13 protein-coding genes and 1 pseudogene are annotated in these 15,551 nt (G+C 71.3%); 11 read left to right on the top strand and 3 right to left on the bottom strand.

Features of this window, described 5'->3' with window-relative positions:
• The coding region (locus LCH29_RS37770; protein ID WP_446466201.1) for a malic enzyme-like NAD(P)-binding protein at window positions 1-268 on the top strand (268 nt) is incomplete at its 5' end.
• Between the two features lie 370 nt (window positions 269-638).
• Here LCH29_RS37770 and LCH29_RS37765 read toward each other — a convergent pair.
• A complete protein-coding gene (locus LCH29_RS37765; protein WP_446466200.1) occupies window positions 639-1,142 on the bottom strand; it encodes a hypothetical protein in 504 nt (167 codons plus the stop codon).
• A 136-nt stretch (window positions 1,143-1,278) separates the two neighbouring features.
• Between LCH29_RS37765 and LCH29_RS37760 the strand changes: the two genes are divergently transcribed.
• The 6 genes and pseudogenes from LCH29_RS37760 (at window position 1,279) to LCH29_RS37735 (ending at window position 6,826) form a co-directional block, all read left to right on the top strand.
• Window positions 1,279-2,115 (top strand): hypothetical protein, encoded by an 837-nt coding sequence (locus LCH29_RS37760; RefSeq protein WP_446466199.1) that lies wholly within the window; start codon window positions 1,279-1,281, stop codon window positions 2,113-2,115.
• A gap of 191 nt (window positions 2,116-2,306) precedes the next feature.
• Window positions 2,307-2,678, top strand: coding sequence for a hypothetical protein (locus LCH29_RS37755; protein WP_184502935.1), 372 nt, complete (start codon window positions 2,307-2,309; stop codon window positions 2,676-2,678).
• Window positions 2,679-2,921: 243 nt separating this feature from the next.
• Window positions 2,922-4,280, top strand: a complete 1,359-nt coding sequence (locus LCH29_RS37750) for a radical SAM protein (RefSeq protein ID WP_446466198.1) — start codon at window positions 2,922-2,924, stop codon at window positions 4,278-4,280.
• On the top strand, window positions 4,273-5,193 hold the full coding sequence (locus LCH29_RS37745) for a hypothetical protein (protein WP_446466197.1): 921 nt from the start codon (window positions 4,273-4,275) through the stop codon (window positions 5,191-5,193). The genes LCH29_RS37750 and LCH29_RS37745 overlap by 8 nt, the downstream gene beginning before the upstream one ends.
• Before the next feature lie 149 nt (window positions 5,194-5,342).
• Window positions 5,343-5,855: pseudogene (locus tag LCH29_RS37740) on the top strand (TetR/AcrR family transcriptional regulator); the annotation flags it as partial.
• Between the two features lie 494 nt (window positions 5,856-6,349).
• Entirely contained in the window at window positions 6,350-6,826 is a 477-nt protein-coding gene (locus tag LCH29_RS37735; RefSeq protein ID WP_446466196.1) for an IclR family transcriptional regulator domain-containing protein, read from the top strand.
• A gap of 200 nt (window positions 6,827-7,026) precedes the next feature.
• Here the strand turns inward: LCH29_RS37735 and LCH29_RS37730 are convergent, their stop codons facing one another.
• Window positions 7,027-7,926: a dioxygenase family protein gene (locus tag LCH29_RS37730; RefSeq protein ID WP_446466195.1), complete on the bottom strand. Its 900-nt coding sequence runs from the start codon at window positions 7,924-7,926 to the stop codon at window positions 7,027-7,029.
• An 891-nt stretch (window positions 7,927-8,817) separates the two neighbouring features.
• Between LCH29_RS37730 and LCH29_RS37725 the strand changes: the two genes are divergently transcribed.
• Complete coding sequence (locus LCH29_RS37725) at window positions 8,818-10,023, top strand: PucR family transcriptional regulator (RefSeq protein WP_446466194.1); 1,206 nt, start codon at window positions 8,818-8,820, stop codon at window positions 10,021-10,023.
• A 73-nt stretch (window positions 10,024-10,096) separates the two neighbouring features.
• Here the strand turns inward: LCH29_RS37725 and LCH29_RS37720 are convergent, their stop codons facing one another.
• Window positions 10,097-10,651: a hypothetical protein gene (locus LCH29_RS37720; RefSeq protein WP_446466193.1), complete on the bottom strand. Its 555-nt coding sequence runs from the start codon at window positions 10,649-10,651 to the stop codon at window positions 10,097-10,099.
• 339 nt (window positions 10,652-10,990) lie between these two features.
• Between LCH29_RS37720 and LCH29_RS37715 the strand changes: the two genes are divergently transcribed.
• The 3 genes from LCH29_RS37715 (at window position 10,991) to LCH29_RS37705 (ending at window position 15,507) form a co-directional block, all read left to right on the top strand.
• Window positions 10,991-11,473: a hypothetical protein gene (locus tag LCH29_RS37715; RefSeq protein ID WP_446466192.1), complete on the top strand. Its 483-nt coding sequence runs from the start codon at window positions 10,991-10,993 to the stop codon at window positions 11,471-11,473.
• Window positions 11,474-11,875: 402 nt separating this feature from the next.
• Window positions 11,876-13,522, top strand: a complete 1,647-nt coding sequence (locus LCH29_RS37710) for a GMC family oxidoreductase (protein ID WP_446466191.1) — start codon at window positions 11,876-11,878, stop codon at window positions 13,520-13,522.
• A gap of 29 nt (window positions 13,523-13,551) precedes the next feature.
• Window positions 13,552-15,507: an oxidoreductase gene (locus tag LCH29_RS37705; RefSeq protein ID WP_446466190.1), complete on the top strand. Its 1,956-nt coding sequence runs from the start codon at window positions 13,552-13,554 to the stop codon at window positions 15,505-15,507.
• Window positions 15,508-15,551 lie beyond the last annotated feature (44 nt).

The following is a 15,551-nucleotide window of genomic DNA, read 5'->3' as shown; positions in this document are numbered from 1 at the left end:
CGCGGTGGTGGCCACCGGACGGTCGGACTTCCCGAACCAGATCAACAACGTACTGGTCTTCCCGGGTGTCTTCCGTGGCCTCCTGGATGCCCAGTCCCGCACCGTCGACACCGACATGATGCTCGCCGCCGCGAGTGCGCTGGCGCACGTGGTCACCGAGGACGAGCTCAACCCGAACTACATCATTCCGAGCGTCTTCAACGACACGGTCGCGGGCGCGGTCGCCGGAGCCGTCCGCGGAGCCGCCCGGGCGACGGACCTCGGCTGAACTTCCCCCGAGCACAACCCATGGGAGCTCCACACATGCAAAAAGGACACAGCACGGCGCCCTCCACCGACTGTTCCGAGTCCGATGCCGACGGGAAGGCCCCGGCGGCGCGCACAAAGCGCTGGTGACGGCTGCCCCTCGGAGTGCAGTCGGCGCTCGCCGTCGGCCTCGGCGCGCTGATCGGGAGGATGGCAAGGACACGCGGGAGGTCGCCAGGGCCGACGACGGGGCCACGGCCGACGACGAGTCCGCGGCACCGGCCGCACCGGCGGAAGTCGGCACCTCGAAGGGCTCCTCGTAGAACACCACACTCTGGGACACCGCATCCTGGGCGGGCCGGACCCGTCCAGGATGCCCCGCCGTGTGTGCTTCAACCGGCACGTGGCGCAGGGGGATTGTTGTCGCGCTGCGGCCAGGAGGTGCCGAGATCCCGGCGCATGGCCGTCTGCGCGGTCTCGGCCGCCGCGAGGTAGTCGCGCAGGCGTTGCCCGAAGGCCGGATCCTCCGCGGTGACGCCGGTGGCCACCAGGTCACGGAGGTCACGAACCTTCCAGAAGACCTGGTTGGTCGGCTCCATCACCTCCCACGGAGCGATCAGCGCGAGCTCATAGCGCAGCGGATACAGATTGCTGGACGCGAACGCCTCGTGGGCCGCCCTTCCCGCGTCCTTCGCCGAGCCTCCCTCGCGCGCGATCACATGGAGGCGCGTATACACCTCCGAGAGGGCGGCCATGAACGACGCGTACGCCTGCCGACGCGTGTCCTGCCGGAGCGCTTCGCGCTCACGGCGCCAGCGAAGCCGGTCGGCGAGCAGCGTCGCGCCCACGCCGATCCCCGCACCCATCAGCGTGTTCACCGGCCCCAACCAGTCCATGGGCCGAACCCTATCGAGACATCGAGGAGCGCTGCGTGTATCAGTCTCATGTGATGTGTCACGAGTAGGTATACGTCTCGCGATGGGGCAGCCACCGGTGGGATCGCGCCAGCACAGGTGGCTTAAAGTGCCGATCATGTCTCAGCCAAAGATCCTCAAGCGCATTGCTCAGCACCGGCCGGCCACCCGGATGCCGTCCCGACGTACGAAGAAGACCCTGATCGCAGCCGTCGGCATAGGCATGACCCTCGCAGTGAGCGGGTGCAACGAAGACACCAAACAGGGCACCGACAAGGGCACCGACGCTGCGGGTTCGAAGGCACCCTCGGCGGGATCGTCCCAGTCCTCCGGCCCGGCGAGCCCCTCGGGCGACCAGCCGTCGATCCCCGGTTGGCAGACGCAGACCTCGGAGAAGCACCACTTCACCTACGACGTGCCCGCCAAGGCCAAGAAGTGGAAGCGCATCGACGAGGGCACGGCCCTGTCCTACACGGACAAGAACGGCCAGCCGATCGTCGTCATGACCGGTGCCGCCAACTACCGCGAGGGCGGCTGCGGTTCGAGCCCCAACCCGAAGGCCATCGGCGAGGCGGGCAAGGGACAGCTCGCCACCGTCGGCACCACCGGCGGCGGCAAGGACGGCTCCCTCCAGGAGAACGCCCGTAACTGGGCGGGCAACTGGGGCTTCGCCGCGTACGGCGGCGAGGACCACAAGCCCAAGATCGAGGTCACTCCGGCCAAGCCGCTGAAGCAGGGCGGCATCGACGGCTACACCGCGACCGCCAAGGTCACCGTCACCAACCGCCCGAGCTCGTGCGTCCCGCCGAAGGCGATCGTGCACAGCATCGCGCAGAAGCTCCCCGACGGGACCATGCACGGCTGGGTGATCTACGCGGACCAGGGTGTTCCGAACGCGCTGACCGCCGCCCAGATCAAGCAGGTCATGAGCACCGTCCGGGCCACGGGCGGCTGACACCACCCGGTCAATTGAGGCGGTGACGATCCGCGGACCGCCCCGCACCCCCGTGTGCCTGCCACCGGGACGGTGCGGGGCCGCGCGGTCCAATTTCCTTTGCCCGCAAGAAAGTTGTGTACTCAAGATCAAAACGCTGCTTTAATTGGGTAATTGATCTTGAGTACCGGCCCCTCGGAAAGGCGATCGTGATGTCCCCCGCCCGCTACCAGTCCCGCTCCCGCTCCGAGGCCCCGTTCGACGTTTCCAGCGCCGGTGTGCTCCGCGTCGTGTCCGACTCCCGCACTCCGGTGTTCCTCACCGTGCACGCGAGCGGCCGCCGCCGATACGGCTACTGGCAGCCGTACGACTCCGCCACCAACAGGGGAGGCTGCTACGTCGCCCTCCCCACCCCCGAGTGCGACAGGCTGTACTCCGAGGGACGAGCCACTCTCGGCGAGCCCCTGGTGGACCAGGCCAAGACCACGTACCGCGTGTGGCCCGCCCCTTCCCCCGTCGCGCCCGTACGCATCCCGGTGGCGCCCGCGCCCGCGGTGGCCGTGGCACCGAGGCTTGCTGCCTGAGCCGGAGCGCTTTCAGGGGGCCGGGCGCGCCGCGTATACCGACATTCCGTCCATGACGCGACGAAATCAACAGCGATTCACCCGAACGAGCTAGCTTGCACATCATCCCGGGACGGGTCCCGACAATGGGGCGCAGGATGTCGGGCGCCGGTGCTGCCACGGGGGCGATGGGTGCGCTGTACGACATCCCACTGCTGCCCGTGCCGACGCAGCGCGGTCGAGGCGAGCTGCTGGGAGCGATCGTTGAACGGAACCAGGGATGTCTTCGCGATCCCATTGGAAGACGGGGCCCATCTGGTGTACGCCCCGCTGCACGGGGTGGCCTTCGCCGCCACGAGCGGCATGGTGGCGGCCCTCTCCGATGTCCTGACCGGTGGTGAGGGCGGAGACCGACACGTCGCGGCGTTCGCCCGCGAGGCAGGGCTCCTGGGCAGACCCCCAGCGCCGGTCACCCGCCGCCGGGGCACCCCCACGCCCACCGAGGTCACGCTCTTCCTGACCACGGCGTGCAATCTGCGCTGCACCTACTGCTATGCCTCCGCGGGCGACACTCCCGCCACGTATATGACGATGGACGTGGCCAAGCGCGGCATCGACTTCGTCATCGACAACGCCCGGCGCGAGGGCGCCCCGTTCGCCGGGGTGCACTACCACGGAGGCGGCGAGCCGAGCGTCCACTGGGGCCTGATGACCGAGTCGCTGGCGTACGCCCGTGAGCGGGCCGGTGACCTCCCGGTCATCGCGGCCTCCGCGGGGAACGGCGTGTTCACCGACCGCCAGATCGACTGGATGATCGCCAACCTCAACGGCGGCATGAGCCTGTCCTTCGACGGTCTGCCCGAGGCCCACGACAAGCACCGGCCGACCGTACGGGGCACGGGATCGAGCGCGCGCGTCATGCACACCATGCGGCGCTTCACCGACGCGGACTACCCCTACGCGGTGCGGCTGACCGTCACCGCGGAGCAGATACCGCTGCTGCCCGACTCGATCGAGTTCGTGCTGTCGAACTTCACACCGAAGCGTGTCCAGGTGGAACCCGCCTACCAGCTGGGACGGCACGCGGGGGAGCCGGACGCGGAGACCGGGGAGTTCATCGCCGCCTACCGGGAAGCGCAGGGCAGGGCCGCCCGCTTCGGACATGAGCTGATCTACAGCGCGGCCCGGGTCGGAACGCTGACCAACCACTTCTGCGGGATCACCCAGGACAACTTCTGCCTGAGCCCCGCGGGAAACGTATCGGCCTGCTTCGAGGCGTTCTCCGAGGACAACGAGTTCGCCGACGTGTTCTTCTACGGTTCGCCCGGGCCGGACGGCTACACCTTCGACATGGACCGGCTCGACCGGCTGCGCGATCTGGGCGTCGAACACCGGTCGTTCTGCGACGGGTGCTTCGCCAAGTGGAACTGCGCGGGCGACTGCTATCACAAGTCGCTGGCGACGAACGGCCGAGGCGAGTTCACCGGGTCCCAGCGCTGCCACATCACCAGGGAACTGGTGAAGGACCAGCTCCTCACCCGGATCGCAGGGTCGGGCGGCCTCATATGGCGCGACGACCACGCCGGTGAGCCCTGCGGCGTCCACGGAGGCACGCATGAATGACGTCATGCTGCCCTGGCCGCGCCCGAGGCGCTCAGGGAAGGGCAACCAGGACAACCAGGACAACCAGGCCGACGCACCCGAGCAGACGCCGGACGCTCCGCGTTACGAGATCCAGCGGGTCGACGGCCCGGACACCACGGGGCCGGTCGAGATCCTGCCCATCACCGGACCACCGTGGTCGGCGGCATCGGGGCGCCGCGGCCTCCTCGGGGCCGGGATCGCGTCGTCCGTCGCGGCGGCCTTGCTGCTCGGCGGATGCGACGACGGCGGCTCGGAGTCTCCCTCCTCGCCGTCCCCCAGCACCTCCCGCCCTTCATCGAGCCCGTCGACGTCCGACTCCCCGACGCCCACGTACGAACCGCCGACGACGTACGAACCACCGACCCCCACCTACGAACCACCGACGACCTACGAGCCACCCACGTACGACCCGCCCACCTATGAGGCACCGGATCCCACCTACGGCGGTGGCGGCGGCACGATCTGCACCTGCAACAAGGTCTGCACCTGCATTCCGGTCTGCCAGGCCCACCGGCTGCTCCACCCCGATCCGGCCGTCCGGCGGATGGCGGAGACCGTGGTCGTGGCGATGGGCCCGCGTGAGCTGCCGTACCTGCGGTGGGCGGCCGACGGCGCGGCCGCCCCGTTGAACACGCGCATCGAAGAGCTCATCGAGCAGGTGCGCGGCGGGCGCCGACTGGTTCGGGACGACCTGCCCGGTCCGGGCTGCGAGCGCTACCTCACCTCCGGCGACCCGGTCATCGCCATGATGGCCGCGCAGGTCCTCACCCTGCGCGCGCTGCGGCTGGGCACGGGGCTCAGCGGTGCGACGGCGGACCGCGCGGCGCGGGCCCTGACCGTCGGCCACGCACTGCACCGCGAACGCGCGCCCGCCTGGACACCATCCGCCTGAAGACGGACCCCGGTCCTGGACAGCCCTGCGACGCGCCCGCCACAACCTGCCGACCAGGGGCGGGCGTTGGCAGGGTCGGCGACGATGGCGCCCGACGGCCAGTTCGATCGAACTTGATCGATTGACCACGTCGATACCATGTGCTCATGGCGGGCAGCACCCGTGCCATCGCCGCCGAGCTGGGCGTGGCCCATGCGACGGTGCACTACACGTTCGGCACGAAAGAAGACCTGTACCACGCCGTGCTCAAGCAGCTCACGGACGACCTGGTCGCCGAGGTCGAGCAGGCCGCACCCGAAAACGGTGACTTCGCGGAGACCATCGCCGCGCTGGCCGCCGCTCTGTGGCGCACGGTGCGCGAGGAACCGGCGAACTACCAGCTGCTGAACGAGCTGAGCATGTGCGCCCTGCGCACGCCCCGACTGCGCGAGGTGCTCGGCGACCACTATCGCGACCTGATCCAGGTGACGACCGACCTCGTGGCCCGTACCGCCCGGCGAATCGGCCAGGAACTCGCGCAACCGGCGGAGGCGGTCGCGCGATTCTTCCTGGCCGGACTCGACGGGCTCACCGTGCGGCGCTTCGCGCTGACCGACGAGGCGGCCGAGGCCGCGTGCCTGCGGGCGCTGGTCTCGTCCGTCGTGGCCCTGGCCGACGGCCGGACGAGGACGCTCCGCCCGGCCGCCGTCACCTGTTCGCGGAAGGCATCCGGCCGTGCCCCGGCGAGTCCGGCCAGGGGACGGCGCTCGGGCGGACAGGAGGTGTGCTCGGCGAGCACCGCGACCTGGCCCTGGGTGGCGGGGTCCTGCAACTCCACGAAGTCGGTGAGCAGACGGCGCAGGGTTGGGCGGCCGGTCGACGGGCAGGGCGTGACGGCTGCGCCGCCGGGTGCGCAGCCGGACCGTACGGTCCAGGTCGAGGCCGAAGCGGTCGGCGGCCCTGCGGACCAACTCCTCCGGGTTGCGCGGAAGAACGGCGAGGTGATCGCTTGGAGCGGCCCAACGGGTGGTTTGTGTCGACGAGTTCGTACGCGTCGCGCGCCTCCATGGGCTGAAGTCCGTGGTGGCTTCCGGCACGGGCTGTGGCGTGGCCTCTTCTGCCGGTGTGGCCGCTCGGGCGCGCGGGCCCAGCTCGGCGAGCTCACGCCAACGCGGGCATGCCGTTCATGGAGGGCGTCCACGATGTCGTCGGACATCACGTACAGCTCGGCGTACTGGACGGCGACGAGGTGCTGTTCCTGGAGCGGCTGACGGCACCGGGCGCGGTCATCAACTACACCCGCAGCGCGGGCCGCCTTCCGCCGCACGCCTCCTCAAGCGGTCTGGTCCTCCTCGCCCATGGCCCGGCCGACCTGCGGCGACCGGGCGCTCGACGAGCCGCTGCACCGCTACACGCCGAACACTCCGGCCACCGCGGCGCGGCTGCGGTCGTGCTGGCCGAGGTCCGTCGGCAGGGGTCCAGCGGATCGAACTCACCGGCGCACCGCTCCGCCACCCCAACAACACCTGCGCTCATGGGCATCCCTGCCCGTGCGCGTCCAGACGGTTGCTTGATCAGCCGTCGGCTCATCACTGCTGTCTCGACGGGTCGGCAACCCTGCCATGCGGCTCGCAGCAGCAGCCGCAGATCATGACGGGCCACAGGGTGCGGGGTGTTGGCCGGGCCCACCTCCAGGATCGCGCGTACGGCATCGTCGAACCCGGACCAATCTCGGCCGGGCCCGCCCCGGAGCGCGCCGCGATCAGCATCGGCCGGGAGCTGCCCAGCCGCTCCACCTCGGCGCACACCGCCGCCGAAGCGTCGCCGGGGGCGAAACGCACGCGCTGCGCGAGGTCATGTCCGCTGAGGGGAGAGCACGATGTCGAACCACACGCGGGACCAGCTCCGTCCCGACAGGTCGCGCCCGTCGGGAGCCGGGGTGCCGCCCGGCTGTCGTTCGAAGCGCTTGACGAGGGAGTCCTTGACGCCGAACACGGCGTCGGAGCCCAGCAGGCTGTCGCCCTCGACGAAGATGTGGGTGACGAGGGTGCGCAGGCCGGGCGAGGTGGCCATGAAATGGAGATGGGAAGCGCGCAGGGGCGAGCGCGCGGTCTTGTCGAGCAGGGTTCCGACGGGGCCGTCATGGGGGATGGGGTACGGCGTGGGGGTGAGCCCCCAGAATGCGTAGGCGCCCTGCTCGTCGGTGTACAGGTGGGCCCGGGCGGCCGGGTGGCCGTCGTCGCGCTGCACGTCGTAGAGGCCGTCTTCGTCGGCTTCCCATACCTCGAGGCGGGCGCCGGGGACAGGGTTGCCGTCGGTGTCGGTGACGGTGCCCTCGACCCAGCAGGGTTCTCCCGGGGCTCCTGCGGCCATGTCGCCGCCCAGGGCGATCTCGGGGGAGCCTTCGACGAAGAACGGGCCGACCACGGTGGCCTCGGTGGCGCCCGTGGTGGCCTCGTGGTTGACGTTGATGGTCTGCATGGAGGCGCCGAGGACGTCGGACAGCAGCACGAACTCCTGGCGGCGGTCGGTGGTGATGTGGCCGGTGGCGGTGAGGAAGTCGATGGCCTGCTGCCATTCGGCTTCGGTGAGGCGGACCTCGCGGATGAAGGCGTGCAGGTGGTGCACCAGGCCCTGCATGAGTTCCTTGAGCCGGGCATCCGGCGTGTTGTGGAACGAGGCGAGCACCTTACGGACCAACTCGTCCTCGACGTGACGTTGCCGGTCCGGCACTGGGGGAGGGGTGGCGGTCATGGTGAGGCTCCTCCTGACGTGGGCGTGGTGGGTCTCCTACCCGGAGGTGCGCCGAATTCGTCGCTCGTCGTGGACGATGGCGGCGAGCAGGTGCTCGACGACGTCACCGGCGGTCAGTGCGGTGACGCCGTGGAGGGGGTGCGCCATCGGGCTGGGTCCAGAAGGGGAAGGCGGCGAGGGGCGTGGCACCAGCGACCCGGCGAGCGCCGCCGAGCAGCCGCGGGCGCGATGCCGACCGCCAGTGCGGCTCCCGCGGTGACATGGACGGCCGCGTTGGCGCGGACCAGAGCTCCGGACCATCCCGCTCATGAGTGGTTCCGTGACAGATACCGAAACAGCAGGGCTCCCAGGAACATCGCGGAGTCCCTCGTCGCCCTCTGGGACGGACTCCAGCTCCAGTGGCTCATCGACCCGCGTCGCGACCTTGTCGCCGGGGTGAGTGACGCGCTCGAGGACCTGCTGGGCATCCAAGACGCCCTCGAGACCTGATCCGCGCTGTCGCCCGACGAAGGTTGCGGCCACCGACGAGAAACGCGGCGAGCGACACCGCCAGGGCGAGCGCGATGAGCGCGCACACGGCCACCCAGCCGAAACGGTCGAAGGCGCGGGCACCGAGCTACCCGCGTGGCGGCAGCGCCACATCACGGCGGGCCGCCGACCGTTCGCCGACTACTCCGCCGTCCGGCTGACCGAGGCGGTCGCGCGGACGGCGGCGAGGTGAATTTCCGCGCACGGAACGCGGTCCGTGCCGACCGCCCGCCGTCGAGTGGTGGCATGCTCGGCCTCGACCCATCCGACATCGGGAACGCCGCGTGGAGCACCGCCCCTGCGTACAGCTGTCCCCGTGCGGTCGTGCGGGAGTTCCCGGAAGACTGACGGAGGCACCGACCGATGGGAAGTCATCTCTTCGCCGAACTGGCCCGGCGCACCCTGGACGACGCACGCCATGAAGTCGAGGTCTACGGACGGGAGATCCCCGAGTACCGGTTCGTGGAGGACGACGGCCGGCTGAGAGCCGAAGCGCTGGAGTACGCGGTCTGGCTCAGACGCCGCACCCTGGAATTAGCCCCCGAGGGCATTCCCCTCACCCAGGAGGATCTCGACAACATCGCGTCGATGGGCGCGTCGCGGGCCAGAACGGGGATGTCCGCCGTGTCCCGGCGGCGGGTCCTCGGTCTGCACACCAACCTCATGCTCCGGGAGATCCAGGAGGCGTCCGGCCCGGAGAACACCGATGAACTGATGCGACTCATGGTCTGGTTCACCGCGCAGGGCACCCGCGGCATCGACGCCTACACCCGCGGCCATGCGGCGGAGCAGAAGCGCCGCTTGCCCTTCGTGGCCCGGGTCCGCGCGCTCACCATGGCCCTCCTCGCCGACGACGCCCTGGCCTCGGGCCTCGCCCGCGCCGTCGGCATGAGCCTGGCCGCATCGTACGAGGTGGTGGTCGTCCACGTCCCCGGCCGTCCCGCCCCGGGCGCCGCAGGGCGCGAGGGGATCGTCGAAGCCCTCCTGGCCCGCCACCGGGTGCCGATGGCCTGGCCCCGGGCGGACGAGCTGGTGGTCCTGGTACCCGCCGACCAGGACCGCGCTCCTGGTACGGCCCGGCCGGGTCTCGACCGGGCCGCGCGGGACCGGGCGCTCGCCTTCGTCCGCGACGCCGGCCAGGCGGTGGCGCGGCCGTGCGCGATCGGCACCAGTACGGGCCGCGTCCGCGCGCTGGCCGACGCGTACGCGCGCGCCCGGCGCGTCAGCCTGGCGGCTCCGCTCCAGCCCGTGCCCCGTCGCCTGCACACCCTGGACGATGTCTTCGTCGAACTGGCCGTCGCCGAAGACCGCGAGATCGACACCTGGCTGTCCGGCATAGCCCGGAGCCTCGCCCGGGGACCCGAGCTGTTCGCCACTCTGGAGAGGTATTACGCCCACGACATGCACCGCAGGAACACCGCCGCGGCGCTGAACATCCATCCGCGGACCCTGGACTACCGTCTCCAGCGGGTGCGGCAACTCACCGATGTCGACCCCGGATCCGCCCGTGGCGTCCGCATCCTGAGCGCGGTGGTCGCCAGGGCTTCCTCCGGGGCCTGGACAACATGAGCCCGGTGTGCCGGGCGGGGCGGCGGGTGCTCGAGCTCCTCCCAGCGGCCTACGAGGCCCCCGGCGTCCGTCCTCAGAGCTCGCAGTTGATCTCGACTTCGGCGTCACACCGGTCGATCCCGGGACCGCCGTTGGCGACGTCGTAGCCGGGGCCGCCGATCAGGGTGTCATTGCCGGAGTGGGAGGCGTTGTCGGGGCTGTCGCCGAAGAGGTAATCGTTACCCGTGCCTCCCGTGATGTTGTCGTTGCCGTTCTGGCCGCTTACGCCGAAGTACGTTCCCACCGACACATTGGTCGGGTCGCTGGGGTTGAAGTTGTCCGAGCCGTCACCGAGACAGACCACGGCGGAGGTGTTGATCAGGTCGGAGAAGACCCAGTCGTCCCCCGAGAAGGCGTTGACGACGCTGCCCGGCGTGCCCCAGATCGCGTTGGCGTTCCTGTCCCCTTCGATCGTGGCGGTGAGCGGCACACCCGTCTTGGGGTCGGTGCAGGTGGTCGCCGCCGAGGTCGTCGGCGCCTTCGTCGAGGTCGCCGCCTGAGCGGTCCCACCGGTGCCGAGAGCGGCGCCGGTGAGGGCCGCGGTGCAGGCCAGCAGCGCGGTGCAGCGTCTGATTCCGTGTCGGGCCATTCGATGTTCCTCCTCGGAAGGGGGTGCGAAGTGACGCCGCACAGCCTTCCGCCCGCCCGTCCGGCGCGTCTTCGTGAACCAGGGAGAAAACACCTGTCCGCGACGGGCGCCGGACTGTGAATCCGCGCAAAGGCCCCCGGGCTCCAAGCGGCCGGGGATCGACCTGACGCACCTCCGCATTCAAGGGACCGTGTCGCCGGGCGACCAGCCGGCGCTGGTGGCCAACAGCCTCGTTAAGGTTCGGCCGGACGGGATCCGGCCGCGGAGAGCGAGTTCACCTGGATCGAACTGGCCCACCGGCAGGGGCGCGTTGAGAACGCCCGGGTCGCGCTCACCCGCATGCTGGACGACACGGGCCCGGACGCGGACCGGCTGCGGGAACTGAGCCGCGCGCTGGAGCACATCGGCGACTATCCGCAGGCGGCCCGCGCCCAGTCCCTTCTCCTCTCGCTTCAGGACACAGCATGGGACCGGGCCTCCGAGGCGTACGTCCTGGCCCGTCTGGAGCGCGGCAAGGGCGACCTCGCGGCAGCGGAGCGGGCGCTGGAACGGGAACGGGCGGCCGTCGGCGCCGACGGCACGACGCCGGACGCAACGGTGCGGCAGTGGCACCGCCGCGGACTCGGCCGCGTGATCACCGAGCAGCACCTGGAGCTGACGCTCGCCGCGGTCGAGGCGGGTGACGCGGAACTCGCGCGTACGACGATGACGCACGGCAGGCGCCTGCTGGATACGATCGGCAAGGAGCCGGCGAAGGCACTCGCCGGACTGTCCACACGGGCGAAATGGGCCGTGGCCGGACTTCCCCCGCCCCGTGCCTGAGACCTGTCACCGCAATGCCGGTGCAGCGGCCCTCGGTCAGCTCGGGCCGCAGGGAGATCGCGGTGCGTACCCGCGGGTCGCGCGGGGGCGGCCCGCCATCCCCGACTGCCGGCCGGGCGCTTGCTCGCCCCCCTCGACGACCAGGAACTGTGCGGGCACGCGGCTGCGAATCCGGCGCTGCCCGAGACCGTGATGCGCGGACCCCTCGCCTGAGGGCCGGTGGCTTCGCTCACGGTGGCGACGGCTACCCACGCGTCATGTCACGAGCCTTGCCGCGCTTCCGTCCGGGGCAGTACGCTCCCCGCAGAATTGAAGTTGATTCAATCTCTGTCTTCACGCGCGCTCCGGCGCGAGGGTCGCCGTGGGACGGATGTCCAGCGTGTGGACGGAGGTGGGGGCACCATGACGCCGACACTGGAAGCCGACTGGGTGGTCGTCGGCGGCGGCAGCGCCGGGAGCGTGCTGGCGGCGCGTCTGAGCGAGGACCCGGCCAGCGAGGTCGTGCTGCTGGAGGCCGGGCGCGACTGGCGGTCCGCCGACGCCCCACCGCAGTTGCGCAGTATGAACGGCTGGCGGGCGTTGGACGAGAGGGCCTGCGCGGAGTTCCAGTGGCCAGGTCTGACGTCGCGGCGCAGCCGCGCCCAGGCGCCGCGGCCGCATGTGCGCGGACGGGGCCTCGGCGGTTCGTCGTCGGTCAACGGCATGATCGCCTTCCGGGCCATGCCGGACGACTACGACCGGTGGGCGGCGTACGGCTGTCCCGGCTGGTCGTACGCGGACATGGTGCCGTACCTGCGACGCATGGAGAGCGACGCGGACTTCGGCGACCGCCCTCACCACGGCGATCACGGGCCCATACCGGTGCAGCGGCTCGGCCGCGAGGACTGGGGCCCCGCCGACCACGCGCTCGCCGAGGCCGCGCTGGGGCGTGGCCACGCCTGGTGCGACGACCACAACGGGCCGACCGGCACCGGCGTCTCGCCGTACGCCATCAGCTCCCGCGACGGTGCGCGGGTCACGACCAACGACGGGTACCTCGAGCCGGCCCGACAGCGCCCCAATCTGCGGGTGTTCGGCGACGCGACGGTGGACACGGTGCTCATCGAAGGAGGCCGGGCCGTGGGGGTGCGGCTGCGCCGCGGGGACGACTGGACGGAAGTCCGTGCCCGGCACGTCGTCCTGTGCGCCGGAGCGGTGCACTCCCCGGCGATCCTGCTGCGGTCCGGCATCGGGCCGGACGGCCCGGTGGCGGCGCTCCCGGTCGGTGAGGGGATGCAGGAACATCCCCTGGCGCTGTTCTGGCTGTACGCCCGGCCCGGAAAGCAGCCCGACATCGACGCCCGGCACGCCAACTGCTGTCTGCGCTACTCCTCCGGACTGGCGGGAGCGGGCGAGAACGACATGATGATCACCTCGATCAACCAGACGCTCGCCCTGCCGAACCCCGGCGACTCCCATCTCGTCGCCGAAAGCACCGGCGGAACCTGGGGCGGCGCGGGTGGCGGCCACGCCGCGGGCGGCCCCGGCCTGCTCTGTCTGTGGGCGAACCAGCAGTTCTCACGCGGCGTGCTGCGCCTGGCCTCCGCCGACCCGGACGTGCATCCGTTGATCGACCAGGACCTGCTGAGCGACCCCTCGGACCTCGTCCGGATGCGCGACGGCGTCAAGCACTGCGTGGAGTTGCTGCGCAGCGGGCCGTTCGACGCCGCCTTCGAGCACATCGCCATCGACATCGCCGGCCGGAGCCTCGACACGCTGTCCGACGACGCGACGATCGACCGCTGGCTCATGGAGACCATCGGCGACACCGGCCACATCTGCGGAACCTGCCGCATGGGCGCGCCCGACGACCCCCGTGCGGTGGTCGATGCGTCCGGCCGTGTCCTCGGCCTCGACGGACTCTGGGTCGCCGACGCCTCCGTGTTCCCGGAGGTGCCGCGGGCCAACACGAACCTGCCGACCATCGCCGCCGCGGAACGGCTGTCGGACCTCATCCGCGGACGCTCCGCCGGCCCCCTCGCGGGCGGGAGCGCCGTCACCCCGGCGTAGTCACGATCATGACCGATGCCGGAGGGCCCATGGCCGCATCACCTCTTCCCTCGGCCGCCGCGCCGCTGGTCATCGGTTCGTCGACGCTGCGGAACCGGCTGGTCGCCACGGCCCACGCCAGCGGTTTCGTACGGGACGGGCTGCCGATGGGCGGCGACGCCGAGTACTGGGGCCGTCTCGCGGCCGGTGGCGCGGCGCTGCTGGTCTGCGGCGGTACGACGGTGGCGCCGGAGTCCGCGCCGAGGCAGGGGAACATCCTCCAGCTCCATCGCCCGGAGGCGGTGGGTCCACTGCGGGAGCGGGTGGAGGCCATACACGCCGAAGGCGCGGTCGCCGTCTGCCAGCTCGTTCACCTCGGCCGGGAGACGCTCGGCGCGCAGTCGTACTACGCGCCGGTCGCTCCCGCGGCCGTGCGCTCTCCCCGTGAGCCGACGGCGCCGCGCGCTCTGCGCGGCAGCGAGATCGACGAGGTGGTGGAGGCGTTCCGCGTGTCCTCCGCCCACGCCCTGGAGGCGGGGTTCGACGGCATCGAATTGCACGCCGCCCACGCCTATCTGCTGGAGCAGTTCCTCTCGCCGCGCACGAACCCGCGCCGTGACGGGCTCGAGGTACTGGAGCGGGTGATCGCCGCGATTCGCGGGCTGTCGGCCGACGCATTGCTGGGCATCCGTTTCAGCGTCGACGCCTCGGAGGACGTGGCGCTGACGCCGGACGAGCTGGCCGCGCTGCTCCCGGCCGTGGATCCGCTGGTCGACTACGTCAACGTCACCGTCGGGGTGCGGACCACATACGTCCGTGACATGGCCACCGAAAGCCCGCCCGTGCTGGATGATCTGGCGCGTCTGCGGCCGCTCGTCACCCGGCCGCTCGTGGCGTCCCACGCCTTCCGTACCGCGGCCGCGATCGGCGACGCCCTGGCGGCCGGAGCCGACCTGGTGGGGATGGCGCGCGCGCTCATCGCCGACCCGGACCTGCCGCGCAAGGTGCTCACCGGCCGTGCGGCGGAGGTCCGGCCCTGCGTGGCCTGCAACGAGGACTGCCGGACGTTCGACCCGGTGCTGCTGTGCGTGGTCAACCCGGACCTGGCACCGCCCGGCGAACCGCGTCGGCCCGCCGCACCGCTGGTGCGCGCGTGGGATCCGGCACGCGCCACCGGACAGCGCGTCGCCGTCGTGGGGGCGGGACCCGCGGGCCTGGAGTGCGCGCTGAGTCTTGCCCACGCCGGGGTGGCGGATGTCGTCCTCTACGAGGCCGCCGACCGGCTGGGCGGACAGCTCGCCACGGCGGCTCTGGCGCCCCACCGCACCGGTTGGGGCGCGCTGCTCGGCTTCTACGAACGGGGGCTGTCCGCCGCGAGTGTCGACGTACGTCTGGGGCGGACCGTGGAGCCGGGCGCCGAGCTCGAAGGATTCGACGCCGTGGTGCTGGCCACGGGCGGGGAGGAGACATCGCCGCTGCCGGCGGCCGGTGCCATGGCCTCGTCGGTCGCGTTGGCGCGGGGGGTTCCGTCGCTGGCAGGTGCCGCGCGGGTGCTCGTGGCCGACGACGGGTTCGGCTGGTGGCCTGGGTGCGACGTCGTAGAACTGGCCGTGGCCGCGGGGGTACCCCGCATCACCTTCGTCACGCCGGGAACGGCCTTCGCCGGGGCGATCCCGCCCGAGAGCCGTGTCCAGTTGCTGGAACGTCTGTCGGGCAGCTGCGAGCTCGAGATCCTGCCGCTGTGCACGGCGACCGGCATCGGCCCCGAGGGCGTCACCGTCGCTCACCGCACCTCCGGAGGGATCACCACCGTGCCCGCGGACCGTGTCGTCGTGGTGGGGGAGCGCCGCCCGCGCGGAGCCCTGGACTGCGCCGCCCCCCTCGTACTGACGGTTGGCGACGCCGTGGTTCCGCGACGTGTGGCGCACGCGATCGCCGAGGGGCGGGAGGCTGCCGTCAGAATCGCCACCGCCGTACGACACCCGATGCCGCACAGGGACGCTTGACCATTGCGCCCGGCTAAACCGAACTGATATTAGTTCAATATGGT

The organism is Streptomyces sp. BRA346 (genome assembly GCF_052851135.1).
The sequence above is the reverse complement of the archived record's forward strand: the minus strand, read 5'-3'. Positions and strand labels throughout refer to the sequence as shown.

What these genes read in the sequence shown, in the direction of transcription:
- LCH29_RS37715 (WP_446466192.1), top strand. Translation starts at nt 10,991, where the DNA reads ATGCTGGACGACACGGGCCCGGACGCGGACCGGCTGCGGGAACTGAGC.
- LCH29_RS37720 (WP_446466193.1), bottom strand. Translation starts at nt 10,651, where the DNA reads ATGGCCCGACACGGAATCAGACGCTGCACCGCGCTGCTGGCCTGCACC.
- LCH29_RS37730 (WP_446466195.1), bottom strand. Translation starts at nt 7,926, where the DNA reads ATGACCGCCACCCCTCCCCCAGTGCCGGACCGGCAACGTCACGTCGAG.
- LCH29_RS37760 (WP_446466199.1), top strand. Translation starts at nt 1,279, where the DNA reads ATGTCTCAGCCAAAGATCCTCAAGCGCATTGCTCAGCACCGGCCGGCC.
- LCH29_RS37710 (WP_446466191.1), top strand. Translation starts at nt 11,876, where the DNA reads ATGACGCCGACACTGGAAGCCGACTGGGTGGTCGTCGGCGGCGGCAGC.
- LCH29_RS37735 (WP_446466196.1), top strand. Translation starts at nt 6,350, where the DNA reads ATGCCGTTCATGGAGGGCGTCCACGATGTCGTCGGACATCACGTACAG.
- LCH29_RS37705 (WP_446466190.1), top strand. Translation starts at nt 13,552, where the DNA reads ATGGCCGCATCACCTCTTCCCTCGGCCGCCGCGCCGCTGGTCATCGGT.
- LCH29_RS37725 (WP_446466194.1), top strand. Translation starts at nt 8,818, where the DNA reads ATGGGAAGTCATCTCTTCGCCGAACTGGCCCGGCGCACCCTGGACGAC.
- LCH29_RS37765 (WP_446466200.1), bottom strand. Translation starts at nt 1,142, where the DNA reads ATGGACTGGTTGGGGCCGGTGAACACGCTGATGGGTGCGGGGATCGGC.
- LCH29_RS37745 (WP_446466197.1), top strand. Translation starts at nt 4,273, where the DNA reads ATGAATGACGTCATGCTGCCCTGGCCGCGCCCGAGGCGCTCAGGGAAG.
- LCH29_RS37755 (WP_184502935.1), top strand. Translation starts at nt 2,307, where the DNA reads ATGTCCCCCGCCCGCTACCAGTCCCGCTCCCGCTCCGAGGCCCCGTTC.